Origin of the sequence: Neobacillus sp. B4I6, from assembly GCF_050434045.1 — a bacterium.
In the GTDB taxonomy this organism is placed as follows: Bacteria; Bacillota; Bacilli; order Bacillales; family Cytobacillaceae; genus Neobacillus.
In genome coordinates this window covers 1,210,130-1,236,973 of sequence record NZ_JBNPWB010000002.1, presented here as the reverse complement: position 1 = coordinate 1,236,973, position 26,844 = coordinate 1,210,130, and the positions used below count along the sequence as shown (strand labels likewise).

Here is a 26,844-nt window from a genome sequence, read left to right as displayed (position 1 = left end):
CTCTCTCCGTTAAGTATGTTTCTTGGTTAATACATAATGATGAAGGTAAGGCTGATCACTTTTCCGTAATGCCGTAACCGTCCACCCTTTGCTCATATAATGGGTAAAAATCTTGCGCGTTTTCATTCTCCATTCCAATGCAGCATTTAAATTATTCGATTTAATCATTTGGAATTGATTTGGAACCGGAACATAGAGGAGATTGGCCCAGGCATCCCTCTCGCTATCTAGAAAAATATCCTTCGGTACCGGCAAGCCCTCTGCATCCTCGTCCACTTGAATCAAGAGGGGCACTTCATGGTTATCAACGAAATCTTCCATCCTCTTAGACGTTTCCTCAGCTATGTTCCATTCCACTAAGAAGCGGTCAGAAGGCAACCCTGCATTAAGAATATCAGGCATTTCACCATAACAATTCTCAATATACTGCGTACACACTCCGCCTAGTTTGCTTAAATTAAGGTATCCATTGACCGTTTCCAGTGGGTCATACGTCCATGTGATGAGTTGATAGCCCATCTTTCGTGCTTCTTCACGCTGCTTTAATTTTAATTTTTCCCCAATTCCCATTTTCCGAAAATCTGGGTGAATCCCCATACTATGCGAACAAAGATAGACTTTTGTCCCATCAAATCCTGGAAAGCTATACTGAAAGCCAATTAATCGAGTTCCAGAAAAAGCGCCAATCACCATACCGCCATTTTTAACGACGGCAATGCTATGGTTAACGGGGACCGGATCCTCATCAGCCCAAACAAGACTTTCTAAATCTCTCACAGCAGTCAATTCTTCTGTCGTATGTAACATGCGTATTGTAATCAGTTTTTGTAAGTCCATATTGAGTAACTATCCTCCTGCCAATTGATTAGATGACATTTTTAAGAAAGCTTTTTAAACGATCACTAGTAGGATTGGTGAACAGTTGTGCTGGAGCTCCTTGTTCTTCAATGACCCCGTCACACATATAAATGACGCGATCGGCCACTTCTCTAGCAAACTTCATTTCGTGAGTCACAATCAGCATCGTCATTCCTTCTTCGGCCAATCCCTTCATAACATTAAGAACTTCACTAACAAGTTCTGGGTCTAAGGCGGAGGTCGGTTCATCAAACAGCATAATTTTTGGATTCATCGCCATCGCCCGTGCAATCGCGACCCGCTGCTGCTGACCTCCAGAAAGTTTCCTTGGGTATACATCTTTTTTATCTTTAAGCCCGACCCTTTCTAGTAAAACTAATGCCTTTTCGACGGCTTCTTCCTTCGACTTCTTTAACGCCTGAATCGGCGCTTCAATAATGTTTTGTAAAACGGTCAGGTGCGGAAATAAGTTGAATTGTTGAAACACCATCCCTACTTCCCGTCTAATTTGTTGAATGCTCCGCGGCGAATAGTTCAATACCGTGCTATCAATTGAAATTCGGCCAGATGAAAGAGTCTCGAGCCCGTTCAGACAGCGAAGGAGTGTACTTTTCCCCGATCCGCTGGAACCAATCAGGGCAACCACTTCGCCAGGGTACACTTGTAAATTAATCCCTTTTAAGACCTCCAGCTGATTAAAACTTTTATGGACATTTTCAATTTCAATAATAGGATAAAGATGATCTTTCACTTTATTTGACAAGTTAGGTCCTCCCTTACTAACGTTCGCTAACCGACAACTTAAATTCGACCTTTCTTAAGAAAAACGAGAAGATCGTTGTCATCACTAAATAAAGAACGGCTGCAGTAATATAGAACTCGATAAACGCATAGTTGGTTGATGCAAATCTTTGTGAAGTCATCATTAATTCTGAAACGGTAACAAGAGAAGCGAGCGATGAATCTTTTAGTAGTGTAATAGACTCATTGCCAATCGCAGGGATGCTTACTCTTAACGCCTGCGGGAGAATAATTCTCCGCATGACTGTTGGATAACTCAGACCTAGTGATTGTGCTGCTTCCATCTGTCCTTTAGGGATTGACAAGATCCCCCCTCTTAAAATTTCGGCAATATAGGCTCCAGCATTTATTCCTAAAGCTATAACAGAGGCGGTAAAGGGATTCAACTCAATCCCTATTTGCGGAAGACCAAAGTAGACAAGAAATAGTTGAACCAAAAGTGGGGTCCCTCTAAGGACCCAAATATAAAAGTCTGCGAACAAAGACAAAATCTTAAACTTTGAAATCTTCATGATCACGATAATGATTCCCATAATTAACCCTAGCACTAAGGAAACAATGGAGATTTCAATTGTCATTAGAGATGCCTCGAGTAGAAATGGAATGTACTGAGTAACAAGAGAAAAATCTAACATATCTTTAGCTCCTTATCGGATGTCTTTTCCAAACCATTTTTTACTAATTTCCTCATATTTTCCGTCTTTTTGCATTTCAGCTATAATCTTATTGATCTCTTTACGGAGATCATTATCTTCTTTTCGAATGGTCATTCCTGCTAGCTCTGTGTTCAATAGACCATCAATTGCTACTAAACTATAATTTTGATCGAGAATAATTTTTGCACCGACACCTTGGTCTGTTGATACACCTTCTAATCGGCCATTTACTAAATCCTCAAAGGCAAGAAAATCATTCTTATACAGTTTCACATCGGCCCCAAGCTTTGTTACCGCTTCTGCAGCAGTGGTTGAGATCGTTACACCAATTTTTTTCCCCTTCATGTCTTTTAGTGCTTTGATGGAAGAATCTTTTGGAACAAACAACTGATTGCCTGTTGTAAAATAAGGGTCACTAAAAGAGACTTTCTTCTTTCTTTCGTCTGTAATGGCCATATCGGAAATGATAATATCAAACTTTTTGCCTGTTAATGCAGGGATCATACTATCCCATGGGTTAGAGACTAGAACTGCTTTCACACCCAGTCTTTTGGCCACTTCTTGAGCAATGTCCACGTCAAATCCTTCTAATTCATTACTTTTATTGATGTAGTTATAGGGAGGATATGCCCCTTCCATTGCAATCTCAATTTTTCCCTTATCCTTAATGGATTTAAGCGTATCACTTTTTGCTAAACCGCTAGTTTCTTTGCTGCCACCGCAGGCTGCCATGATCAGGATTAGACATGCTAAACACAAACCAACCATATACTTTTTCATAATGATCCCCCATTAATGTTTATTTTCATTATTTTTTGAAGCGGCATTATAAAGTAGACTTGTTAATATTTTCGTTCCATATAGTAGTGCCTTCTGATTGAATTGCATGTCCGGGTGGTGAAGTCCAGGACGCAAGTCACAGCCTAATCCAATCATGGTCGCCTTTACATCCGGATTTTGCAGGGTATAAAAATGAAAATCTTCTCCTCCTTGTGAAATACAATTGTCTACTACATTTTCTTCTCCCAAGACAGAGGCAGCGGCAGCCTTTGCTAGTTTTATAGCTTCCGTATTTAATCTTGCAGCAGGAACAAATTCTTTCACGGTTCCGTTTATACTTGTCCCAGTCAAAGTACCGACCTTATCTAGCAAATCCACTGCTCTCGACTGCAGTTCATCCATTGCTCCATTTGTACTTGCACGTAAATCCAAAATAAAATTTGCAGTTTCCGGAATGACATTGGAGGAATCTCCTCCAGCATGTAAACCTGTCATTTTAATTGAAAAGGAGTCCGGGCTTTTTAAGCGAATGTTTTGCAATGCCTGAATTAAGTAGGAAGCGGCTTCGATTGGGTTATTTCCATCCTGAGGCCGCGATGCATGTGCTTGCTTGCCCTTGATGACCCCGTAAATGGTAGCACAGGAACTATGAACAATGGCAGGAGCCACTTTCCCCATTGGAACTTCCATCCATGGACGAAGATGAACACCAAATAAGTATTGAACGCCTTTCAAAGCACCCTCTTGCATCATTCGCAGCGCCCCCTCCCCCTTCTCCTCTGCTGGTTGAAAAATAAACCGGATCGGTTTAGTGTGATAAGATTTATTAGCAGCTATGGCTAAGGCAGTATGTAATACCATGGTGCTGTGGGCATCATGCCCGCAGGAATGATTGGGTTGAACCTTCCCTTTCACTTCTTGTAATAGGGCATCCATATCCGCACGTAAAGCAACGATCTCGTTGCCTTCTCCTGGAATATCCGCAACAATACCAAAATGCCCTTCGTATGTTTTAAATGAGATCCCTGCTTTCGCTAATTCTTCCTGAATATATTGTGAAGTTTTCTGTTCCTGCCAGCTTGGCTCCGCCAATTGGTGCAGATCAGCATAAGTCTTTAGAATCGCTTGTTCCTGCTCGTTCATAAAATTGATAAGCTGGCTCATAATGGAACTCCCATCCTAATTTGTCATTCAACAAACACACCATAGTTTGAGTAAAGTTCTTCTAATTTTTGCTGTCGAACTTGGATTGCATCCGAATTTTTCACCTTCATCCCAGCAATGATAAAATCCAACAAAATGATCGCGGGTGTGATGGAATGGGCGGCCGATTCGGAATCTTCTTCTGTTGTCAGCGTATAATCGGCGATTCGACCAATCGGAGACAATAAACGATCGGTAACGCAAATGATTGGAACCCCTTGTTTTTTGGCACATTCTGCAATATGCAGGGTTTCCTTCGAATAACGAGGAAACGAGATAATAAATAGAACAGAGCGATCACTTAAATCGGTTAACCGCTCATAGATTTCTCCTGTTGACGGACAAAGTGTGACTTGATCCCGCAGTGTATGAAGCTGAAAAGAAAACCAGTGAGCCGGTGCATAGGATGCACCCATTCCCAAAATGAAAATCCGATCTGCTTTGATTAAAACATCAACGACCTTCCAAAGCTCGGTTTCATTGAGCTGGTGATTGGTTTGTCGCTGGGAAAGAATTTCCTTTTCCAAGATTTCCGTAAAAAGAGAAGTGTGCTCTTCTTCTTTATTTTCGATTTTGGAATTTGTATTGAATGGATGCAAACTTTTGTTTACAATCTGCTGTTGAATGTAATGGAGCATTTCGCTAAATCCATTGAATCCCAACGCATAGGAGAGTCGGATGACGGTGGTTTCACTAACATCTACCTTTCGTCCAATCATAGTTGCCGTGTCAAAAGCTGATTCATCTAGTTTTTCAATCAGATGTTTGGCTACTTTTTTTTGTCCAGGAGACAACGTTTCATATTTTTCCTTAATAATCGTTTCAAAGCTTTTCATATGTCCTCCAATTCGTGCAGGAAATGCTTCATAATTTATAAATGTTGCAGTAACTTCTTTATTGTTTTTTATTATACCCTATTCGTTGAATATTTAGAAATCTTTTTTTATAAAAAATTTCTTGTTTCTTTAAAATCCACTTATAAACAAAAAAGTGTCAGGCACCATCCAGTAAATGGGTGGTTCCTGACACCTAGCTTTTATGATGCATCCTTTATTGGAAAAAACAAAAAAGCCGCCAAAGCAGCTAGATTTTCAACTGTTACTTCCCTTTAATTTAATAATTGGTACCTATGTAAACAATTTTAAAGAAATCAAATTCGTAAACCTACGATTATCACTTTCCTACTTCATACTTCATATTAAATGACAATATAGTTCTCCGCCCCGATTATCATTAAATTCTAAGATTATTTCAGTTGAAGAATGCTTTTTTATCTTATTGTTTTTGTACTTGAATCCAAACCATTTGTTTCAACATATTGGTACTCAGTTTCTAGTTCACCCAAAGTCCATTCATACAAATGTTTATTATTTTTTTTAAATATTCCGGATCTAATAAGTTCATTTATTAAAAATTGCCTTTTTAGGTGGACAGCTTTTCGTTGGTTATTTTTCATTAAGAAGGGTTCCACTCCTTTCATAAGGGCAATTATAAATGAGATTTTTTAAGAATTTGTCGATTGAACGGGTATTTAATGACTTTTAAAGGAATTGTTAACCTTCTTTAACAAAAGAAAATGTCTTTCTAAAAATTTAATCTAAAAGTTAATTTTGAAAATAATTCTTAATAAAACTTAATATTATCGTAAACCTGAAAAGTTTTTATGTATGATACATTGAATTTAACTTTAAAAACAAAAAGTACATAGAAATGTGAAAAAAATTAGAAACAAGAATGAGTGGATCACATGTTAAATGTAAAAGAGGTAACTGAACTGCTAAGGGATGAAGGGATAACAGCTAGTGAACAAATCGTCATACGTTGGATCCTCGAAGGGAAAATAAAAGCGAAAAGGACCAAACATCTTAATATTGACTTCTTGATCCAACCAAAAGATCTAGTTGCATTCATACTAGAAAAGAAAATTGAGGACAAGATTAAACAATTTGGTATGGATTATCTGCACTGGGAAAAGACGTTTCAAGAGAACCAGAAATTAAAAGAGGAAATCGAAGAGGTAAAAACTACTATTCGGATCGAACAAGCAAAAGTTAGTGGCTTAAAAAAAATGTTAAAAGCAGAATATGCTCTTTCCGATCATCCCCCACTTACCTTTAACTCATTATTTGGTTTAGATGCGGGGACTGACAAAGCAATGTTGAAGAAAGAGTTTAAGAAACTACTTAAAGCCCTTCATCCCGATCGAGCTGGTGACGAGAGACTTTTCAAAGTGTTTTATGAACATTACAAAAAGACCATTTAAATTTAATATTTTTCTACAAACAGTAGAGGTACCATATGATTTACCGTCTTAATTTGTCCGATTAAGAAGTAATTTAACTATTCCTTATAAAATATGGAGATTAATGTAGATAAGTTTTAAAACGTGATAGCAGGAAAAAATCATCTCGTTACAAAAATAGTAAAGAAGACGTAACAGATGTCTAACGAATAAGTTGAAAGGTGGTCATTTTCCTTGAGTATGGATTTATCCCTACAACAAATCGTCGAAGGTCTACCGAAGTCGTTATTAAATGCATCTGATAGAGATTTGGAAGGATTCCAAAAAATTATCGAAGAAACAATAAAATTAAGAGAAGGCCATAGAAACTTACAAAAGATGGTTAAAAACTTCTCAACCACTACGATTCAGCGAGCTTAAAATTTAATTAGAAAAAATATTAGGAAGGTGAAATTCACCTTCCTTCCTTTTTGCTGTTAGGGAATGGATGTTGTTTTTTTCCTAGGAATTACGTTTTAAGGATATTGGATGTCTATAAAAACAACAAATTTTACGAAAACGGCTATTCTTTTTTAACTACTAATTGTATTATTCAACAGTTTTAGCATATCTGCAAAATCAAAAGGTGCTTCTTTCCTCACGCAGTCTGCAAATTGGGACACAAGTTTCAATGTTTCAATGCTCTGTACAGGATAATTTCCTGCAGCACTTTCAGCAGACAACATCACAGCGTTTGTCCCATCCATTACGGATTGGAAAATATCTGTGACTTCCGCTCTTGTTGGCAGAGGATTCTCTACCATCGATTGCAGCATTTGGGTTGCTGTTATGACATACGTATCCAGCCGGTTGCATTCGCTAATCATCGCTTTTTGTAACAATGGAATCCATTGATAGGGCAGCTCTACACCAAGGTCGCCCCGGGCAATCATCACGGCATCAGTTTCCGAACAAATTTTCTGGAAATTTTGAATGGCCTCAACCGTTTCAATTTTGGCCACCAGCTTAGGCGTATGTCCCTCCACACTTTCCATAAAGCTGCGAACTTCTTTAATATGCGTTGCCCTGCGGACAAATGAGCAAGCTATGAAATCAACTTCTTCTTGTAAAAGGAATTGAATATCTTGTTTATCTTTTTCTGTAAGGGCAGGTAAACTGGTAACAACACCTGGAAGATTTACTCCTTTATGGGAAGATATTTCCCCTCCTGATTTAACTGTGGTAACAACTTTCGTTTGCTCTACCTTCGTAACTTCCAACTCCACGGCGCCATCATTAATTAAAATTCGATTTCCTGATTTTACATCTTTAATTAAACCTTCATAATCGACACTAGCTTGTTTATCGTTACCTACTACTTGATCGATGTGAAGGGAAAAGGACTGTCCTGTGTTAAGGGTGATTTTTTCACCTTCCACTTCGCCCAGTCGTATTTTTGGACCTTGGAGATCACCCAATACTTTAATTGGATGTCCTTTCTCTCCGCTAAGTGTTTTTAATAATCGAATGACATTCCTGTGGCTGTCGTGAGTCCCATGAGAAAAATTCAATCGTGCAATCGTCATCCCATGATTAATCAACTCAGTGAGAACTTTTTTATCATTACTTGCCGGTCCAATGGTACATATACGATCAACTGACATGGTATCACCTCAATTTTATGGTCGGAATTATTGTGCCCAAAGTGGCTTTTATTAGGAATGTTAAATAGGTGTGCCTGACACTCGCAGATTTTCTTCTTCAGGGTCTATGGGGACGGATCCCCATTCCGCTGTCTTTAGGTCAATTACTTTTATTATAAAAATATAGTGCAATGTGCTTCCACAGCAAAAAAGGGTGCCCCAAATTTTTGGAACACCAACTCTTTTTATATTGTTTATAAGAATTCTCTTATGCATCTGGAGTTTTGGCATTTGCACTATGCAAATGTGCAAAGCTTTTCTCCATTTTTAAATACTAATAAAGATGGGATGTTTCGTCATGTTCACTCATTTCAATCGTGACAAATAGGCCTTTTCGCTTTATTGTGTCTTAATCCAGACATATAACAGGACTCAATAAAAGTATTTTCCATTAAAACGGCTAATCGTGTAATGATCTTCAATTTTTTATCAAATAAAGCATTTGTATTTTTAAGTAAAAAAATCCGGGCCCTTTCATGAGCCGGATTTCTTAAGTCTGCTTTAATTCTAACTTTCGTGCAACTAGTGACAAAGCATAATTAACAATAAAGTACATCAACGCAACTATGACAAAAACAGGTATCACATACGATCCCTTTTGCGCATAAACAATTTGTCCGTTGTGCAATAAATCCGGTAAGGCGATGACGACAGCTAACGATGTATCTTTAAGCAGAGAAATAAATTGACTCACAATCGGAGGAACCATTCTTCTCAGCGCTTGGGGCATAATGATATAGCGTAATGTCTGGATGTAGGTCAGGCCAGATGCACGTCCTGCTTCCACCTGTCCTTTTTCGATGGAGTTTAAACCGCTTCGGATAATTTCCGATATCATCGCCGATTCAAAAACCGTCAATGCTGCAATAGCCGCTGAAGTTATTTCCATTTCAATTCCGATTTCGGGCAATGCAAAATAAGTGAAGAAAATGATCAGCAGCAAAGGAAGGTTTCGAATTGTCTCAACAATCACGGCAAGTAATTTAGAAACAACGGGAATCCTCGCATATCTGAGCGTTCCTGTGAGACCGCCAATAATGAAGCTAAGCACAATTGAAATGGCAGCGACCTTAAGAGTGACCCCAAACCCTTCCAGTAAAAATTTAATATTGTCCAGTGTATACACTTCAATGAACGGTGCTAGAAAATCCATCTACACAGCTCCTTAATTACTTCTAGCCATGCGTTTTTCTAAAAATCCTACGCCAAGACTTAAAGGTATTGTTAAAATTAAATAAAATAAGGCCACAAAAATATAGGTATCAAAAGTTATGTATGTCTTTGCCGAAATTAAATCCCCCTGATACATTAAATCCCCACCTGCGACTACGGCTAACAATGATGAATTTTTAACTAAATTGATAAATTGGTTGCCAAGAGGAGGGATGACGATCTTAATAGCCTGAGGGAGTATAACCATTCTCATTGCCTGGCCGTAACTCAATCCTGTCGAGCGGGCAGCTTCCATTTGCCCTTTTGGAACAGACATAATTCCTGCACGGATTGCTTCGGCAATGAAAGCGGCTGTATAGATGGTCAATCCGATGGTTCCTGCAGTCATCCCGCCAAAATTTCCAGCTAAGTAAGTGAAAAACACGATAACCAGTACAGGTATATTACGGATAAATTCAACATATGCCGAACCAAGCAAGTTAAGAGGTTTAAATGGGGCAATTCGCATGACTGCAATAAGTGTTCCCAAAATAAAACTGCATATTAATGCTATTAAACTAGCTATAATCGTTATTTTTAATCCTTCCAAAAATGAATCGATATTATTTGTTAGTATCGAGAAATCCAGCAAACGATCTCCTCCTAATTGATCAGAATGAGCAAGTCCGCAAACTTGCCTGCGGACTGCTGCCCAACCTGACGAGAAACCCGATATAAATAATTAATGTTTAATCCATTTATCCTTAATTTCATCGTACTTACCTGAATCCTTCAGGCTTTTTAATGCTTTATTTAACTCATCGACAAGCTCTTTATTGCCTTTTTTAACAGCTATCCCATAAGGCTCTTCTGTGAACGTACCTCCAACCAACTCAAAGGACGGATCTTCTTCTGCCATACCATAAAGGATTGCATCATCTGTGGTCAGGGCATCACCCTTACCTGACTTTAAGGCTGTAAATGCTTCAGCGTAGTTTTCAAATTCAAGTACGGTTGTTTCAGGAGCTTTCTCACGAATATTTACGGATGAGGTTGAGCCTTTAACAGCAAGCACCTTTGTTCCTTTTTTCAAGTCTTCAATGCCCTTAACCTTGCTTCCTTTTTTCACTAGCAATGATTGCCCGGCATCAAAATATACATCCGTAAAATCGACTTCTTTTTTACGTTCTTCATTGATGGTCATAGTGGCGACAACCGCATCAACCTTACCATTATTTAAAAGTCCTACCCTCGTTTTCGAAGTAACCTCTACATACTCAGGCTTAACCTCTTTGCCAAACATTTCTTCGGCCAGTGCTTTAGAAAGATCAATGTCAAATCCTTCCACCTCACCTGTCGAAGGATTTTTCAATCCAAACAAACGAGTATCATGTTTTACACCAAATACGATTTTTTTCTCTTCTTTAATCTGAGCAAGTACATCTTTGCTGCTTTCTTTTGAAGCCTTGTCCCCGCCGCAACCCGCAAGTAGTATAGCGGCCATAGTTGACACTACCACCATTTTTACGAAATTTTTTGTTTTAAACATTCCTTTTCCTCCCTATTAATGATTTAATATACGGCTGAGAAATAAGCGAGCCCGTTCTTCACGCGGATTCTCATAAAATTCAGCCGGAACTGCTTCTTCTAATATTCGCCCCTCATCCATAAAAACGATTCGGTCAGCAACCTCCTTGGCAAAGCCCATTTCGTGGGTTACGACCACCATCGTCATACCTTCTTTGGCCAAGGCTTTCATTACATCCAGTACCTCGCCGATCATTTCAGGATCAAGTGCTGAGGTTGGTTCATCGAAAAGCATGATCTCCGGGTTCATTGCAAGGCCACGGGCGATGGCTACACGCTGCTGCTGACCTCCGGAAAGCTGGGAAGGATAAGATTCAGCCTTATCTAATATGCCTACCTTGGTAAGATAATGACGGGCTGTTTCCTTAGCTTCTTTTTCGGATTGGCCCAAGACTTTCATCGGCGCAAGAGTGATATTTTCCAGCACTGTTTTGTGCGGATATAAATAGAAGTGCTGAAAAACCATACCAATATTGCGCCTCAGCTTATTGATATCTGTTTTTTTATCACCTACTGAGATCCCATTTACGGTGAGTGTCCCGTCAGAGATGGTTTCCAGATGATTGATACAGCGCAACAAGGTACTTTTCCCTGATCCAGATGGACCGATCACTACAACTACTTCACCTTGATTGATTGTAAGATTAATATCTTTTAAGACATGAAAATCCCCATAAAACTTATGTACCTGATTAAATACAATCATTCTTGACCTCCTGTTTTAAAACCTATTACATGTAAAAATTCCATTATTAGTAATATTCAGAATAACTTAAATTATATTTATATTTTGTCGAATTGTCAAATCATGACAAATTGCCTATAATTTCCCGATATTTAACACTTTCTTGGATTAAAGATGTCTATAGCAAAAAGGTGTCAGGCACCATCCATAAAATTGGATGGTGCCTGACACCTTTTAATGTAGGATTGTCGGCTTACATTTATCTTACTTTTTCTTTGTAAGTCAAGCTCTCTGATTATTCCTTCTTTTTCAATTTATATCCTATATAAAGGACCATAAACCATATAGGTGCTACAATTAATGCTCCTCGCATACCCTCAATAAAGGCCATTAAGACCACGACAAGTGCTAAAAAAGCAAGGGCTAAGTAGCTTGAAACTGGATATAGCGGCATTTTAAATGCTAGTTTTTTTACTTCTTCTGTCGTTTTTGATTGTCTGAACTTTATTTGTGTAATCAGTATTATGGTCCAGCTAGTAATAACCGCAACCGTTGCAACAGAAGAAATATAGATAAATACTTTTTCAGGAACAATATAATTTAAAAATACTGCCACTAATAAAAATGATGACGAAAATAGGATTCCACGTCGGGGTGTAGAATGCTTGTTGAGCTTTCCAAAATATTTCGGCCCATTATTTTGAAGAGATAAATTGTATAGCATTCTTCCAGTACTGAATAAACCACTATTAAAAGCAGACAAAGCTGCTGTTAACACGACAAAGTTAATTATATGGGCAGCCCCAGGAATTCCGATTTTATCAAAAATTAACACAAACGGGCTGCCATTCGTCCCTACTTCATTCCAAGGATATAAACTCATCATGATGCCTAGTGCAGCAATATAAAAAATTAAAATCCTCCAGACCACATTGTTGATTGCAGATGGAATTGATTTTCGAGGATTTTTAGCCTCCCCTGCGGTAATCCCGACCAGTTCTACCCCGCCAAATGAAAACATCACTAGAACCAATGACATGAAAATACCTTTTATCCCATTTGGCATAAATCCTCCATGAGTCCAAAGATTGTTAAAACCTATGGGCTGGCCTTCGTTGCCGATACCTAAGAGGATCATTCCTAATCCAACAACAATCATTCCAATAATCGCAACCACTTTAATCATCGCGAACCAGAATTCAAACTCTCCAAATGCTTTAACACTTGTAAGGTTTACCATTGTGATTACAACAAGTGTTGCAAGAGCTGTCAGCCATTGTGGTATTTCTGGAAACCAGTAGTTTACATAGACACCAACAACTGTAATTTCCGCCATCCCAACGACAACCCACATAAACCAATAGGTCCAACCGGTTAAGTAACCCGCAAACGGCCCTAAATAACGATTTGCGTATGAACTAAATGAGCCGGAAACCGGCTCATCTACAGCCATTTCCCCTAATGCTCTCATAATGGTAAAAATAACTAAGCCTCCGACTAAGTAAGAGAGCAAAATTGACGGACCAGCCATTTGAATCGTTGCACTTGAACCATAGAACAGACCTACTCCAATCGCACCTCCAAGTGCAATTAGCTGGATGTGCCTGTTGTTTAGACCTCGTTGTAGTTGCTCACTTTCGTGATTTTTGCCCACACTAATATTCCACCCTTCATAATTATTCTTTTACAATAACTAAGAATGATATTCCTTTCCACATGAAAGAAAATTCAATAAATTCACTCTTCACCGAATACTTCCATTACATTACAAGAAATTCCAAGTAAAATATTCCTCTATTTCGTTATATTGGATGGAATATGTCATTTATATAGGAAAATTGTCATAAATCCATTCTACCTGTAATGTTGTTCATCAAATTAAAAAGAAATGTAACAGTAGCGTTCTGTAAATCGTGTACTAGCACATGATAAAGTAGTACCATACGAATTTACAGGAGGTAGCCACATGAAAAACAATTACATGAAAAAATTAGTTGTAGCTTGTGTAGCTACATTTGCACTTATAGGTTTACAAATTAATACGGCCGAGGCTATTACCCAATCTCCAGTTGTAAAAGGAGATAGCCCTTGGGAACTAGGACAACAATATGGATTAGACACTAATAATATAGAACAAGTTAATAATCAACCGAACGATTGGGTTTATATTGAAGAAATGTTGCAAAATCCTGATCAACCGAAAGTAAAAGCAATAAAATCATCAAAACCTGAAATAGAAACGCCAGAAAAAAAACAAGAGGAACCAGCAGTGTCAATATCAAATAAAGAGAAAGATTTATTTGCCAGATTAGTAGAGGCTGAAGCAAAAGGTGAATCTTATGAAGGAAAAGTTGCAGTTGCGACTGTTGTATTGAATCGAGTTGATTCTCCTCATTTCCCAAATACAGTGACCGCTGTAATTAAACAAGTAGTAGGCAATAGCTATGCCTTTTCTCCGGTTCAAAATGGTGAAATTAAAAAGCCAGCATCAGATGAGTCGAAACGAGCAGTCGAAGAAGCATTAACGAGGGATGATCGTTTAAATAATTGCATTTATTTTTATAACCCGGAAATTGCAACGGATGATTGGATTCGTACGCGTGAAGTAGTAAAGACGATTGGTGATCATGTATTTGCAAAATAATGAATCAAGAGCCGTAGATGACGGCTCTTTTTACTTAAAAAAAACGTACTGCCTATACCGCCTCCAATCACTGTTTTGCCACCCATGCCCATTCCTCTTCGGTCTTCAACGTTTGCGCTTTGCCGTCTTCCCTTCCATTTCATTGTTATGCCTCCTCCAAAATATGGATAAAGAATAATTAACCAATTTACTATTACCATAATGGTATACCCACAATAGAGATGATTAATATTGTATATCTTCTGGAAATTATCAACTTTAAAAATAAATAATAACAAATTTTAATATTGACAATTATCAGAGAATACGCGAGAATGAACGCGTGTACATTATAAGTTTAGAGGTGATCTCATGGCTAACCGGAAAGATGTTGCAAAATTAGCCGGCGTTTCTGAAGCCACCGTTTCACGAGTATTTAATAATATCGGTCCCTTACGTGAAGAAACAAAACAAAAGGTTTTGCAAGCCGCCCAACAACTGAACTACCACCCTAATGCTATTGCCCAAAGCTTTGCACGAGGGAAAAGTAACAACATTGGGGTCATTGTTCCTTATTTTCAAAGAGTAAACTTGATGACTACCCATTATTTTTCGGAACTTTTAAGTGGAATTGGAGCAAAGCTTGGTGAGTTTGGATATGGTTTGCTACTTTTATTTCAATCCCCTGATGAGCCGAAAGATTATGTGAAGCTTTTTCATACTCAGAAGGTAGATGGATGCATCATCCTAGGTTCCAAGGATGTTCCTGGTGAAGTGGAAGCACTTGAAAATTTACACCAATTGCAACTCCCCTATTGTCTTGTGAATCAAACTTTTTCGGGCTATCCCTTTCATTCCATTGACGCAGAACATTTTGATGGTAGTTTACAAGCCGTATCCTCTCTGCTAATGAATGGGAATGAACAAATTATCTTTTTAAATGGACCAAATGAATTTTCAAATAGTATCGATCGGTTACACGGTTATGAAACTGCCCTTTTGAATGTGGGTATTCCCTATAATCCTCAGTTCGTTTTTCAAGGGAATTATAGCCGTAAAAGTGGTTTTCAAGCGGCTGCCGGTATAGCTTCTTTACTGCCAGAAATCCATGCTATTTTTGCCGGGAATGATCGAATGGCTATTGGTCTTATGCAGGGTTTATGTGAACAAGGCTACCAGGCAGGTCGTGATTATGCTCTCATTGGGTATGATAACTCTGAAATTTCAAGGATGACTTCCCCGCCACTTAGCACCGTTCATGTACCGCTTTTTGATATGGGGCAAATGGCAGCTGAAAAAGTTCTCCAATTGATCACTCAAGGTACCATGTCAGAAATTAATGAACGATTGCCAGTTACCTTTATAGAACGGGCATCTTCACAACTTAAGACAACTTACACGAAACAATCTTAATAAAAATCTATTAATATTTTATTCTTTTTTTTTAATTCTTAAATAAGAAAAGGAGATTCGTTATGGAAACCGTAAAAATTGGAATGATTGGCTACAAATTTATGGGCAAAGCTCACAGTCATGCCTATCGAGATCTCCCCCTATTTTTCCCTAAGATCATTCATCCTGAAATGAAGGTGATTTGTGGTCGTGACCATAACGCTGTCGCTGCTGCAGCTAAGCAATTCGGTTGGGAGGAACACACAACCGACTGGAAAACTCTTTTACAAAGAGAAGATATTGACCTTATCGATATCAATGCACCGAGTGATGTACATAAAGAAATAACAATTGCAGCAGCAAAAGCAGGCAAGCATGTTTTTTGCGAAAAACCGTTAGCGCTTACACTTGAGGATTCTAGAGAAATGCTTGAAGTCGTTGAATCTGCTGGGGTTAAACATATGGTCGGCTTTAACTATCGCTTTGCCCCTGCTGTGATGCTGGCTAAAAAGCTTCTCGACGAAGGTAAGCTAGGAGAAATCTATCATTTCCGCGCCTGGTTTTTACAGGATTGGCTCGTAGATCCGAACTTCCCTCTAGCCTGGAGACTGCAAAAAGAAATTGCTGGTTCAGGGTCTCATGGAGATCTGGGGGCCCATCTTGTCGATTTGGCTCATTATCTAATCGGTGATATTACTGAGGTTATTGGAATGAATGAAACCTTTATTAAAGAAAGACCAATTCCTTCTCAAATGTCTGGTTTATCTGCTAAAGGCAGCGATAGTGATGAAAAAGGCGAAGTAACGGTTGATGATGCTACCCTATTTTTAGCCCGTTTTGCTAACGGGGCTTTAGGAAGCTTTGAGGCTACACGATTTGCTACAGGGCATCGCTGTAAGAATTCTTTTGAAATCAACGGCAGTAAAGGAAGCGTCATCTTTGACTTTGAACGCATGAATGAACTTCAGGTTTATTTTGCTGATGATAGAAATGATGTCCAAGGCTTCCGCCGCGTCTTAGCGACTGACCCTTCCCACGCTTTTGCGGAAGCATGGTGGCCGCCAGGACATACGATTGGATATGAACATACGTTTATTCACGAAGTAGTTGAACTTATGGAGTCATTCCGTGAAGATCGCCAGCCCGTTCCAAACTTCCGTGATGGCGTAAAGTGCCAAGAAGTTTTGGAGGCGGTTGATTTATCGATAGAAAAACGTCAATGGATTCGTATATCTGAAGTATAAAAAAATAAAAATTAAAGGAGTGTTCTAATTATGAAAAAAAAGGCATTAATCGTCTGGGGCGGATGGGATGGCCATCAACCAGATCAGGTAGCAGAAATTTTTAGAGGGATACTTGAGGAAGAAAACTTTCAAGTTGAGGTTTCCAATACACTTGACGCTTATACAGACACGGAAAAGCTGAAATCCTTAGATCTAATTATTCCCCACTGGACAATGGGTAAGATTGAAAATAAATATGCCTTAAATATTTCCGAAGCGGTTATGGCTGGTGTTGGTTTAGCAGGATGCCACGGCGGAATGTGTGACTCCTTCCGCAATAATGTCGATTGGCAATTCATGACAGGCGGGAACTGGGTAGCACATCCTGGAAATGATGGTGTGGAATATATGGTAAACATCAAGCATTCTACAAGTCCGTTATTAGAGGGCATCTCCGATTTTAAAGTTGTCAGTGAGCAGTATTACCTTCATTTTGATCCAGCCGTTGAAGTGTTAGCGACCACTCGCTTCCCAGTTGTTCACGGTCCTCATGCTGCCAATAAAGCCGTTGATATGCCTGTTGTTTGGACAAAACGCTGGGGTCTTGGAAATGTTTTTTATAGTTCATTAGGACACCAAGCTAATGTCATTACAATGCCAGAAGTAACACTTATTATGCGCCGCGGATTTTTATGGGCTGCGGAAGGAAAGAAACGGGCCGAAGGTGTGGATGTAGCCGCTCTTTATGGAAATGGCCGTGATTATACAGGTATGGGAGACAGTCAATAATAATTAGATTTATACAATGACCAAGAATATTAAACCGGAGGAACCAATAATGAGAAGACTTAAAATCGGTATCATTGGATGCGGAAATATTAGTTCTATTTATATGGAAAATTGTCAGAAATTCTCCCACCTTGAGCTTGTTGCCTGTGCGGATTTAGATTTACCGCGTGCACAGGCTCAGGCTGAGAAATTTGGGATTCCAAAAGCTTGTTCTGTCGTGGAACTGCTTTCAGACCCTGAAATTGAACTAGTCATTAATTTAACGATTCCAAAAGCTCATGCCCTTGTTTGTATTCAAGCACTCGAATCAGGAAAACATGTTTATACGGAAAAACCGCTTGCTGTTACACGCAAGGAAGGTAAACAAATTCTAGAGACAGCCCAGAAGCATCATCTTTTAGTTGGGAGTGCACCTGACACCTTCTTGGGTGCTGGTATTCAAACAGCAATCCAATTAATTGAACAAGGAGAAATTGGTGTCCCTGTGGGTGCTTCGGCCTTCATGATTTGCCGTGGACATGAGCATTGGCACCCAGACCCTGCCTTTTATTATGAGACCGGCGGCGGACCAATGTTTGATATGGGTCCTTATTATTTAACAGCATTAATAGCACTGTTAGGACCTATTAACCGAATTACTGGATCCGCTCGTATTAGTTATCCAAAACGAACCAAACTTAGTAAACCTAAGGCAGGAACAGAGATTCAAGTCTCTACCCCTACCCATCTTTCCGGTGTGATTGATTTTAACTCAGGTGTCATCGGGACCATTACAACCAGCTTTGACGCCTTTGGCGGAACATCGCTGCCACCTATTGAAATCTATGGAAGTCAAGGTACAATACTCGTTCCAGATCCAAATACATTTGGCGGTCCTGTTCGGGTAAGAAAACGTGACGAAAAAGAATTTGTGGAGGTCCCGCTGACTTCTGGGTACGTTCAAAACTGCAGAGGACTGGGTGTCGCAGATATGGCCAAGGCGATCCTTGATGGCGGTAACTATCGAGCCAATGGTGAATTAGCATATCATGTTCTAGAAGCAATGCACGGACTCCATGAATCATCAGAAAATGGAAAACACTATATCATGGAAAGTACCTGTGACAAACCTGAATCTGTGTCTGAAGAACTACAGTTTTCTAAGTAATATAGATTACATTTTTCATAGATAAATAAGAGTCTCCTGTGTTTAGGAGACTCTTTCCTATTTTCTGTGATAAGGTAATTAAATCCTCTCAATTTCCTTAAGTAAATTAATCCCATTGCTGCGTGTTTAACTGGTTAATTCTCATCCATTCAATAAGTTCTGCGATGGCAACCTCAAAATCAACAACTGTCGTGCAGCTACTCTTGGGCTTATCTCCATATCCCCCACCCGAGTTAGGATCCATTACCGATATATCGATCGAAAAAATTTACCATTGCCTTATAGGCAGTAATTTTATTTTTTTGTTTGTCAATGGAATGGCCTTCATCTTCAAAGCGAATAAAGTCAACTGCGTGTTCCCGTTCTTTTAGTTTGTTGACCATTTGCTCAGATTCACTTATGTGGACACGCGGATCGCCCTTCCCGTGAATTACTAATAATGGGGTGGTTATTCGATCTGAATAATTCAATGGATCAATTCTATCAAAAAATTCTCCGTCTCTTTCTATTGTTCCATACTCACTCTCCCTGTGCTTCTTACGCCATGGACTTGTTGTTTGAAGGAATGTTCTAAGGCTGGACATTCCCACAATATCAATAGCAGCAGACCAAAGCTGTGGGTAGTGACTGATGGCAGCAAGAACCATAAACCCGCCATAACTCCCGCCCATGATCCCGATTTTTTTAGGATCTACGTTCCCATTTGCCTTTAGCCATTCCACTAAAAAAATGAGATCCTTTAAAGCGTCCATTCTTTTTCGGACATCATCCAAATGTGTAAATGTTTTTCCGTAACCTGTACTTCCTCGAATGTTTGGTGTACACACGGCATAACCCTGGTTTAGTAAATACTGCTGAATTGGGTTGTATACCACACGGGCTTGACTCTCAGGCCCGCCATGAATGTATATAACAACAGGATGTTTTTCAGTGGAATCTCTCGGCTTCGCATAAAAGGCAGGAATTTCGAGGGTATCAAAAGAGCGATAGGATATAAGCTCCGGCTCAACTAATTTATGTTCCAGGACTGGTGAACGGGAAACATAAGTAAGCCTTTCTGCCTGAATGGTGTTTAGGTCAAGTTCCCATATATCAGAGGGATATGTCGGTCCCTTAAACACATACGCTAATTTTTGGCTATCAGGGGAAAATTTCAGATTTGATATGACTCCGATTGGAGTTTTCCACGTATAAAGGTAACTTCGATTTATGTCTAAAAGTACTCCCTTGGAAATTCCCCCCTCATTTATCGAATAAGCTAACAAATTTTTATCGCTATTCATTGCCAAATCCTCAAAATCCCACTTACCCAGCTCTAGCCACTCGAGATGTTTGGTTTTTAAATTTATTAGAGCAAGCCCAAAGAATTCTTTGTCTTTATTCGATAATAAATATATATGGTCCGCATCCTTATTAAAATGGGCATCTTTAAAACTTGCTTCCCCTGTATGTTCTGTTAACCAGATCATAGCCCCTGTTGAAAGGTCGATTATGCCCAAATCATTATCTAGAGGGGAATTTATTTTCTGGACCAAAATGGATTTACCGTCAGGAGCCCATTTAACCGCTGAAAATATTCCATCACCAGTATTCAAAAGACGAATATCCAACGATTCCAGATTTTGAATATAGATATCAAAAAAGGCTGGATTACGGCGATTGCTCGACCAGGCTATCCATTTTCCATCTGGCGAGCTCCCGCCATAACGGTGTATATGGTCCGGTGAGTTTGTCAACTCAATTAGTTTTCCTTCTTGCTTAAGTAAGTACAATTGCTGATTTTCATTTCCGCCAACATCCATACCAATAATCAAATTAGATTTACCATTTAGATAGCTAATAAAGGTGATTCTTTCTTTTGTAAAGGAAGTTTGGATAGGCCATCCTTCACACCCTTCCCCTAGATTAAGTTCCCAAACCTGTGGCAAACCAGTATAATCTGCGATAAAGCTTAACTTGTGGCCAATTGGATCGTATACTGGATTTTTGGCAAAACGAACATGCAAATACGGTTCTATACCAATGGCAGCCATAAACATCCCCCCATCCAATTAAGGAATTTTTTGAATCATTCTGGAGAATATGAAAAGGTGTCATTAAGAAGGATTCATGAACATCTTTTATCAGAATCATAAAGATAAGACAGAGTTTTATCCTTCCTGATAGAAATGTTCAAATCCACTCGTAGCAATTGGGAAAGCCTTCACCCATTCATTGGAAGTGAAGGCATTTTATTATTAATCCTCATGAATACTTGCCTATTTCGCTTCTGGACTAAACTCGTTTTTTGAAACCATAGGATTAACTGGAACATCATGAAGTTCTTCCTGCAATAACCTTAGAACTAAAGTAAACCTATTAATCCTAACTATGCAAACTTCCCTTCAACCAAGGACGATGTCGATAGGGACCAATTGGAATTTGGATTAGACTAGTTTTTCCAAGTGGTTCCATCTTGTAAATCTGATCACTCAAGTTTGCATCAAAACCGAGGAGTGGGTGCCCCCCCATTCCGAGGACTGACGCCGCTAACAATAATCGTTGTACTAGCATGCCTGCTTCCATTTGTTGGATCCGGTATCCTCTGTAACCCAGTGCCGTTCTGAATGATTCCCTGTCTCCTGCCACATGTAAGCAGAGAGGTATTTGGAGCAAATTCACATTATCTAGAGACATTCCGGATTGCAATTGAAGTCGATAATCACCGAGATCCACCAATCGTAACGAATGAGCAGCACTGTCATAATGATAGGCACCATTTGAAATACCTTCAACATTATATAAACAGCCATACAGTGAAACACGAGGCACGTTCTTCCGATGTGGTCCATCCAAATCATTCCGATACGAGAAGGATGCGGTCGCCTCCTGCATTAGTGTTGCCAGTTGAGGTTGACTTACCTTTCCCAAAACAAAATCCATATCTGGCGAGAATCGCTTACGACAGACCGACGCTAGATCATATGACAACCGGTTCACGTGAGGCAGCTCTTCCGAATGACCGTTACCATTCAAACTCTCTTTCGTCTCGATCAGCCGAAACGCTTGTGTTGAATCAAGCATGGACGCTTCATTCAACATTGTTAACATTGGATACTCTTTAACCCTCCGTGACCGGATGTAATGATGGGGCTGAATCGCTGTTAACTCTCGGCACAATTCGGCGGCAGAGACAAAACCTTCTTTTTCACTCCCGTTAGTAGACCAAATGGTAGGTTCTACTGAAAGCGGGATAACCGCATAAACACTCTCGTCCTGTTCGGAAAGCCCAACAAGATGGTTCATGGCCCGATCTAGAAACTGAAAGTAAACCCCTGATGCAAAGCCAAAACGTTTTGCTACTTCCAGTAGCTGCCCAATTACCACTCCGGCATCCAACCCTTGCAGACGGTAAGAAAAGTTATTGTATTTAAAGAAATTTTTCCAAAACATGGTTGACACAAATACAGTTCCAAAGCAGGCAGATATATCACAGCGGTTACCAAGAGCACGGGCGATATATGAATCGAAATTTCCTTCTCGCAACAATACCAAGCGGTGATGGGCCACATCATAATGGTACATCCCAACAGGCGAATCCTCTACCTTAAGATAAATGTATAATTCGTTTGGATACAGTGCCCCGCCGGAAGGAGCAAACCGCCGAAACGACTGTACTAGATTCGCCGTTTTATCCTTGGAACCCATGGGAAAGACTGACTGGCTAACTTGAGTAAGGCCGTATACATACCAGAGGAAATGACCGACTTTACGAAGATCAGGCTTTGCGGGCTGTTCTTGTCCTTCAAGTGTCAGCGGTACTTCTAGAGAAAATGGTACCACAGGTAAGCCACTGTAGAGCTTATAAGAAAGTGGCGCATCTTCCCAATCCACTTCCCAGTTAGGCACACTTGCCTTATCAATGTCAAAATGCAGATTGTGTAAAAACTCCTCTAGTCTCATCCTCCTTGCCTCCTAGTTCGCCTCTTATGGAAACGGATGCGGATGTGGGTTTAATTGTTCAAGTGTCAGCGATTGTTTTGAATAACCGAGTTCCATCGGTACCCTGAGCACACGCTCCAGCCCAGTTACACGGGTAAGATGTTGTCCGAATGTCATCGGCAGCATCCCCGGAATCAGCACTTTCACGCAATATAATCCGTTTCGTTTCAATTCTGGTGCCGTCTGGTCCACCACAATCACATCAAGATTTAATGGGCGAAAAACTTGAAGTATGTCCAGCAGATCATCTGTAAGGTCCGTATGCCTCGGTTTCCACTTGAATTCCTCGGCAAATGTTCGCAACGGACGATTATCTTCAAGTAAAAAATCCAGGCGATCTTCCGCTTGCGGCAAACCGTACAGCATACCATGATCATCCATCTGTTGGACCAGTGATGAATCTTGTAGCATTCGGATATACTCTTCCTGGTTAGACTCTAATTTTTCGTCAAGCGTCAGCATCATGCCAGCCAACTCATGGACAGCGCTCTTAACCGCTCTTACCGGGTCCAGATGTGCTCCAGCCGCACAGATGAGATTTAACCCCTTTTTCTTCCTGTTTTTAGCAATCGCACAAATACTTGGTATTCCATGCTCCATCGTCGAATTATACAAATAAAGATCATATCCCGCGACCGACCGCATACGTTCGATCATTAACTGCAATTCTTGGTCATCAGCTGAGGAAGGGTCAAGATGCGGCAGGTTCAGTTGCGCGTACCAAGTCATTAGAAATGAATCACGCTCCACCACTTCCATAATTCCGTAAAAAATAGACTCCTCCAAACTTCCGCCTAATGCACATCCGTTGGAAGTTTCATAGACAAATCCACGCTGGCCGCAGCCCAAGCTGTAATAGGCAAGCAACTCTGGCACAAGAATCGGACGCTCTTCCAAAAACGAATAACCCCATACCCAATTCATTGGTCGTTCAGGATTAAACGGTTGAAAAGGAAAACCAGGCTGCTCATACTGTTCCTTTGCATGCACACCTACTTTCATAGGATTAAGTGCATTATTTTTCAAATTGCTGAAACTATCAAAGACGACTGTACGTTTCCCGCGTGGCTCCAGACCGCAGTACCGCTCGAGTCCTTCTAAAATGGCAGTCAACTCACTTACCTCATATGAATTTGTCCTTCCTGCTGTTCCCTCATCCCCCTCGAACAAAGGCAGATTCACACTGACATCGGCAAATGGCGGCACGAGGTCAACCATTTTACCATTCAAAAGGCCCGTTCGATGATCTAGGTAGTCTTTAACTAAAACTTTATTCAGATCATCCAACGAACGGCAGCGGTAACTGTCTAGGCTGATCTTTGGACTTGGCTGCAATGAGATTTGAGCAGCGTCCACCGAATCGTCTGGTAAATGGCTGCAAACCGGACACAGCGGGTCAGGGAGAAAGGAATGCCATGAACTCTTTAATGTTTTCAAATTAATTAAACATACCTGTTCTTCCGAAAGTGCTTGATCACCCTGCAAAATTCGCTGTACCTCTGCTCTGATCTGGTATGACAGCTGCAAGAGTCCTGTGAAGGATGCCCAGCCTTCAGGCTGCATACCACTGTATTCCTTCAGCCTCTGCTTCATCTCCCACATCTCTTTACGGTCGCGTCCAGCCATGAGACGTCTCATATCCGCACACTGAGAACACCCCGGCGTCCCTGGTCGAATTAGTGGCCCCACTACACCCTCTCCAAATGAAACGAAGCCTCGCAGCCAGGGTGTACCTGTTAGCCGAAATATCTCTTCTGCCTTTTGATGAACAGAAGGATTCCAGGCATCATGCAGCACCAGAGCCAAATCAGTCTTTTTCGGTACAACCGCCTCGAATTCGGTCTGGCGAACTACATGGTAATGAGCGAACAGTTCTTCGCATACACTGTCAGCCACCACCCCTTCTCCAACAACCAACACGACAGCGCTCACCTAGATTCCTCCTTTCGAAGCAACACACCAAACACCCCTGCCAATCCTTCTTTCAAAAATGGTTCTATTTCTTGTTCGAACACCGACAGCCGCTTATGATCTCGTTCCAAGACTTCTATAGCGGACTGCAAGTTCTCGGATTTTATCCTCTCTTCACATGCAGGGATTACTAGGCTTAGCGGCACCATTTCTTCCAGAAGCAAGGATGAAACATCAAACGCTTGCTCGGTGAGGCAAGTATTTGGGTTTTGAACTTTGATTAGAGCTTGTTGTAACGCCTTCCGTAACGCCAATGTTATATTCAAATCTACACTGCGATACCAGCCGTCACTCGTACCGACCCATACCACAGGGAAACCGGACACTTCCTCTCCTAAGCCGATAACAGGTGCTCCCTCCATCGTCGTCAGTGCCTGCAGATAAAACCGGCAACGTTCATCTTCTACAGTACTCAACTGCACCCGAGAGACAGATATCTTCTGATTACGCTGTTGAATGTTCAGCTCTTCGGCCAAACACTTTTGCAACCCGCGGCAAACTCCTTCCGCAAACGTTTCCCCAGTCCCAACCCCAACAAATTCCTGCAATTCTAGCATTCTACCCTCTACTTCCTGATGTGGAAGTAGCCTCGTAGCGAGCAAATCGACCATTCGTGACGCATAGGCTTCAATCCCAGCAAGACCGGCTTCCCTTCGAGCCTCCTCATGTGTCAGTCCTGAACAGACAATTTCTCCTAACAGCTTAGCCGGTCCGTCAGATAAAGGGTCGACTGCCTGCACACGACACTGAGCTAACGGAAGTTGCTTTAAATTTCCCTCCTCCCAAATATGGAAAATCCCTGACTCTTTTGATGTCAATTGGTGGAAAAAAAGTAGCAATTCACCCGGCTCACCACTGTTTAATCCCTGTCCAATCCGCCTATCGAAATCTTCTACCCATTTAGTCGATATTCGTCCGGTCACCAGTGGATGGGGAATAAACGAGTGCCAGTGTCCTTCCAACGTACCAAGATCAAGCAAAAAGAATTGATTCTTTTGTTCCAGTTCGGTTACTCCTGTAACCTCTTTAAACAATTCAAATACGATTACATTGGCCAACATTGCGCCGGCAGTGGAAGAGAAAGCAGTAATTTGCTGGTGCTGGTCTTTGAATAGCACAGATTGGTGCAAGCGGCGCCAAGCAGACTCCCAGCTCGCCTCAGATTCTGGATTCACTAACGGACCCGCTATTCCCACCTGCTGTAAGCAAATAGCAGGGAGTAATGCCTTTTTCTCTTCCCCACAAACCGTATGAAGAAGCCGCAACTCCTCTAAATTGCCTTCCTGTGACACATACAAAATCGAATCAAACGGCTGCACACACTCCCGCCAAAAACTTACCCCATCGTCCTTCAGGCTAACCTCCTCTACCTCCACCTCAGGGTCTGTCTTACGGGCATGTGCCACAAGTTCCGTTAACCGCCGTCTATTAGTCGGTACCGTGTCAGTGATTAACAATTTGAACTTGGGCAATCCGGATTCAATTAACGAAGAAACTAACGAAACAAAAAAAGGACCTGAGCCAACTGCCAACACTTTGGCCTGACGATAGGTTTGAAAACGGTACGCTCCCGAATCGACAAAACTGTCGACAAATTCAATTTGAAAAGCATGCCTTTTAAGAAACTGATCCTCCAATTGATGCGGATGATCTTGACTTACATCACGGACAAACCCATTTCGGTACAGCACTTCTGCAATTTCATACACTCGATCTCGGTATGGGCCCGGCAATCCCTCTGTTAAATTCCCCAAAGTATACTCCCCGTTGAACATCGGTATCAGCTTTTCAACCCACTGATCGATCGTACTGCCTTCCATACGGAACGAGCTAATGTTGTTCCGAAAATACACACCGTTGTTTGAATCTGGGAGAAAAAACGTGTCCCTTTTCACTTTCAGACGCATAGAAGGGTTCAAACTTGTCATTTCGCTCCTCCTTAGCCGTAGCTTTACTCCATTCTGTAACATCACTTCACTATAATTCTATGTACCGCAATTTGTCCCTTATGTCTAAGCAAAAAGAGAAGAGGCTCTGCAAAAACTCACACAGTGACGGCCTCTTCTCCTTAA

General features: G+C 40.6%; 24 protein-coding genes and 1 pseudogene. 7 read left to right on the top strand and 18 right to left on the bottom strand.

Features of this window, described 5'->3' with window-relative positions; translation table 11 throughout:
* Window positions 1–9: 9 nt before the first annotated feature.
* The 7 genes from QF028_RS08250 to QF028_RS08220 form a co-directional block, all read right to left on the bottom strand.
* Window positions 10–837, bottom strand: a complete 828-nt coding sequence (locus QF028_RS08250; RefSeq protein ID WP_429464808.1) for a GNAT family N-acetyltransferase — start codon at window positions 835–837, stop codon at window positions 10–12.
* A 28-nt stretch (window positions 838–865) separates the two neighbouring features.
* Window positions 866–1,588: an amino acid ABC transporter ATP-binding protein gene (locus QF028_RS08245; RefSeq protein ID WP_429472228.1), complete on the bottom strand. Its 723-nt coding sequence runs from the start codon at window positions 1,586–1,588 to the stop codon at window positions 866–868.
* A 49-nt stretch (window positions 1,589–1,637) separates the two neighbouring features.
* Window positions 1,638–2,294, bottom strand: coding sequence for an amino acid ABC transporter permease (locus QF028_RS08240; RefSeq protein WP_429464807.1), 657 nt, complete (start codon window positions 2,292–2,294; stop codon window positions 1,638–1,640).
* Between the two features lie 12 nt (window positions 2,295–2,306).
* The gene (locus QF028_RS08235; RefSeq protein ID WP_429464806.1) at window positions 2,307–3,095 is read right to left on the bottom strand and encodes a transporter substrate-binding domain-containing protein; all 789 of its coding nucleotides are present in this window, start codon (window positions 3,093–3,095) and stop codon (window positions 2,307–2,309) included.
* 12 nt (window positions 3,096–3,107) lie between these two features.
* Window positions 3,108–4,259, bottom strand: a complete 1,152-nt coding sequence (locus QF028_RS08230; protein ID WP_429464804.1) for an amidohydrolase — start codon at window positions 4,257–4,259, stop codon at window positions 3,108–3,110.
* A gap of 23 nt (window positions 4,260–4,282) precedes the next feature.
* Window positions 4,283–5,134 (bottom strand): MurR/RpiR family transcriptional regulator, encoded by an 852-nt coding sequence (locus QF028_RS08225; RefSeq protein ID WP_429464803.1) that lies wholly within the window; start codon window positions 5,132–5,134, stop codon window positions 4,283–4,285.
* Between the two features lie 434 nt (window positions 5,135–5,568).
* A complete protein-coding gene (locus tag QF028_RS08220; RefSeq protein WP_215004062.1) occupies window positions 5,569–5,754 on the bottom strand; it encodes a Fur-regulated basic protein FbpA in 186 nt (61 codons plus the stop codon).
* Between the two features lie 291 nt (window positions 5,755–6,045).
* Between QF028_RS08220 and QF028_RS08215 the strand changes: the two genes are divergently transcribed.
* Together QF028_RS08215 and QF028_RS08210 are read left to right on the top strand one after the other, a co-directional pair.
* Window positions 6,046–6,561 carry a J domain-containing protein gene (locus QF028_RS08215; protein ID WP_429464802.1) on the top strand — a complete coding sequence of 172 codons (516 nt, stop codon included), beginning with the start codon at window positions 6,046–6,048 and terminating at the stop codon, window positions 6,559–6,561.
* A 213-nt stretch (window positions 6,562–6,774) separates the two neighbouring features.
* Window positions 6,775–6,960 (top strand): hypothetical protein, encoded by a 186-nt coding sequence (locus QF028_RS08210; RefSeq protein WP_088088290.1) that lies wholly within the window; start codon window positions 6,775–6,777, stop codon window positions 6,958–6,960.
* 152 nt (window positions 6,961–7,112) lie between these two features.
* On the opposite strand, the gene QF028_RS08205 is transcribed toward QF028_RS08210, so the two are convergent.
* The 6 genes from QF028_RS08205 to QF028_RS08180 all read right to left on the bottom strand — a co-directional run bounded on the left by QF028_RS08205 (window position 7,113) and on the right by QF028_RS08180 (window position 13,300).
* Entirely contained in the window at window positions 7,113–8,183 is a 1,071-nt protein-coding gene (locus QF028_RS08205) for a pyruvate kinase (protein ID WP_429464801.1), read from the bottom strand.
* Window positions 8,184–8,712: 529 nt separating this feature from the next.
* Window positions 8,713–9,375 carry an amino acid ABC transporter permease gene (locus QF028_RS08200; protein WP_215004066.1) on the bottom strand — a complete coding sequence of 221 codons (663 nt, stop codon included), beginning with the start codon at window positions 9,373–9,375 and terminating at the stop codon, window positions 8,713–8,715.
* 12 nt (window positions 9,376–9,387) lie between these two features.
* Window positions 9,388–10,026 (bottom strand): amino acid ABC transporter permease, encoded by a 639-nt coding sequence (locus QF028_RS08195; protein ID WP_168244506.1) that lies wholly within the window; start codon window positions 10,024–10,026, stop codon window positions 9,388–9,390.
* 90 nt (window positions 10,027–10,116) lie between these two features.
* A complete protein-coding gene (locus tag QF028_RS08190; RefSeq protein WP_429464800.1) occupies window positions 10,117–10,923 on the bottom strand; it encodes a transporter substrate-binding domain-containing protein in 807 nt (268 codons plus the stop codon).
* A 15-nt stretch (window positions 10,924–10,938) separates the two neighbouring features.
* Window positions 10,939–11,667: an amino acid ABC transporter ATP-binding protein gene (locus QF028_RS08185; RefSeq protein WP_088088296.1), complete on the bottom strand. Its 729-nt coding sequence runs from the start codon at window positions 11,665–11,667 to the stop codon at window positions 10,939–10,941.
* A 274-nt stretch (window positions 11,668–11,941) separates the two neighbouring features.
* Window positions 11,942–13,300, bottom strand: coding sequence for an amino acid permease (locus QF028_RS08180; protein ID WP_429464799.1), 1,359 nt, complete (start codon window positions 13,298–13,300; stop codon window positions 11,942–11,944).
* Between the two features lie 312 nt (window positions 13,301–13,612).
* On the opposite strand from QF028_RS08180, the gene QF028_RS08175 reads away from it, so the two are divergent.
* Entirely contained in the window at window positions 13,613–14,290 is a 678-nt protein-coding gene (locus QF028_RS08175) for a cell wall hydrolase (protein WP_429464798.1), read from the top strand.
* A gap of 50 nt (window positions 14,291–14,340) precedes the next feature.
* Here the strand turns inward: QF028_RS08175 and QF028_RS08170 are convergent.
* Window positions 14,341–14,433 (bottom strand): annotated as a pseudogene (locus tag QF028_RS08170) (KPN_02809 family neutral zinc metallopeptidase); the annotation flags it as partial.
* 208 nt (window positions 14,434–14,641) lie between these two features.
* Between QF028_RS08170 and QF028_RS08165 the strand changes: the two are divergent.
* From QF028_RS08165 to QF028_RS08150, 4 genes are all read left to right on the top strand, one after another.
* Window positions 14,642–15,682, top strand: coding sequence for a LacI family DNA-binding transcriptional regulator (locus tag QF028_RS08165; protein WP_429464797.1), 1,041 nt, complete (start codon window positions 14,642–14,644; stop codon window positions 15,680–15,682).
* A 62-nt stretch (window positions 15,683–15,744) separates the two neighbouring features.
* The gene (locus QF028_RS08160) at window positions 15,745–16,905 is read left to right on the top strand and encodes a Gfo/Idh/MocA family protein (RefSeq protein ID WP_429464796.1); all 1,161 of its coding nucleotides are present in this window, start codon (window positions 15,745–15,747) and stop codon (window positions 16,903–16,905) included.
* 30 nt (window positions 16,906–16,935) lie between these two features.
* Complete coding sequence (locus QF028_RS08155; RefSeq protein ID WP_429464795.1) at window positions 16,936–17,673, top strand: ThuA domain-containing protein; 738 nt, start codon at window positions 16,936–16,938, stop codon at window positions 17,671–17,673.
* Between the two features lie 49 nt (window positions 17,674–17,722).
* Window positions 17,723–18,820 carry a Gfo/Idh/MocA family protein gene (locus QF028_RS08150; RefSeq protein WP_429464794.1) on the top strand — a complete coding sequence of 366 codons (1,098 nt, stop codon included), beginning with the start codon at window positions 17,723–17,725 and terminating at the stop codon, window positions 18,818–18,820.
* A 233-nt stretch (window positions 18,821–19,053) separates the two neighbouring features.
* Here QF028_RS08150 and QF028_RS08145 read toward each other — a convergent pair whose 3' ends face one another.
* From QF028_RS08145 to QF028_RS08130, 4 genes are all read right to left on the bottom strand, one after another.
* Window positions 19,054–20,853 carry an alpha/beta fold hydrolase gene (locus QF028_RS08145; RefSeq protein ID WP_429464793.1) on the bottom strand — a complete coding sequence of 600 codons (1,800 nt, stop codon included), beginning with the start codon at window positions 20,851–20,853 and terminating at the stop codon, window positions 19,054–19,056.
* A gap of 331 nt (window positions 20,854–21,184) precedes the next feature.
* Entirely contained in the window at window positions 21,185–22,762 is a 1,578-nt protein-coding gene (locus QF028_RS08140; protein ID WP_429464792.1) for a SagB family peptide dehydrogenase, read from the bottom strand.
* 24 nt (window positions 22,763–22,786) lie between these two features.
* Window positions 22,787–24,733, bottom strand: coding sequence for a TOMM precursor leader peptide-binding protein (locus QF028_RS08135; RefSeq protein WP_429464791.1), 1,947 nt, complete (start codon window positions 24,731–24,733; stop codon window positions 22,787–22,789).
* The gene (locus QF028_RS08130; RefSeq protein ID WP_429464790.1) at window positions 24,730–26,700 is read right to left on the bottom strand and encodes a putative thiazole-containing bacteriocin maturation protein; all 1,971 of its coding nucleotides are present in this window, start codon (window positions 26,698–26,700) and stop codon (window positions 24,730–24,732) included. The genes QF028_RS08135 and QF028_RS08130 overlap by 4 nt, the downstream gene beginning before the upstream one ends.
* Window positions 26,701–26,844 lie beyond the last annotated feature (144 nt).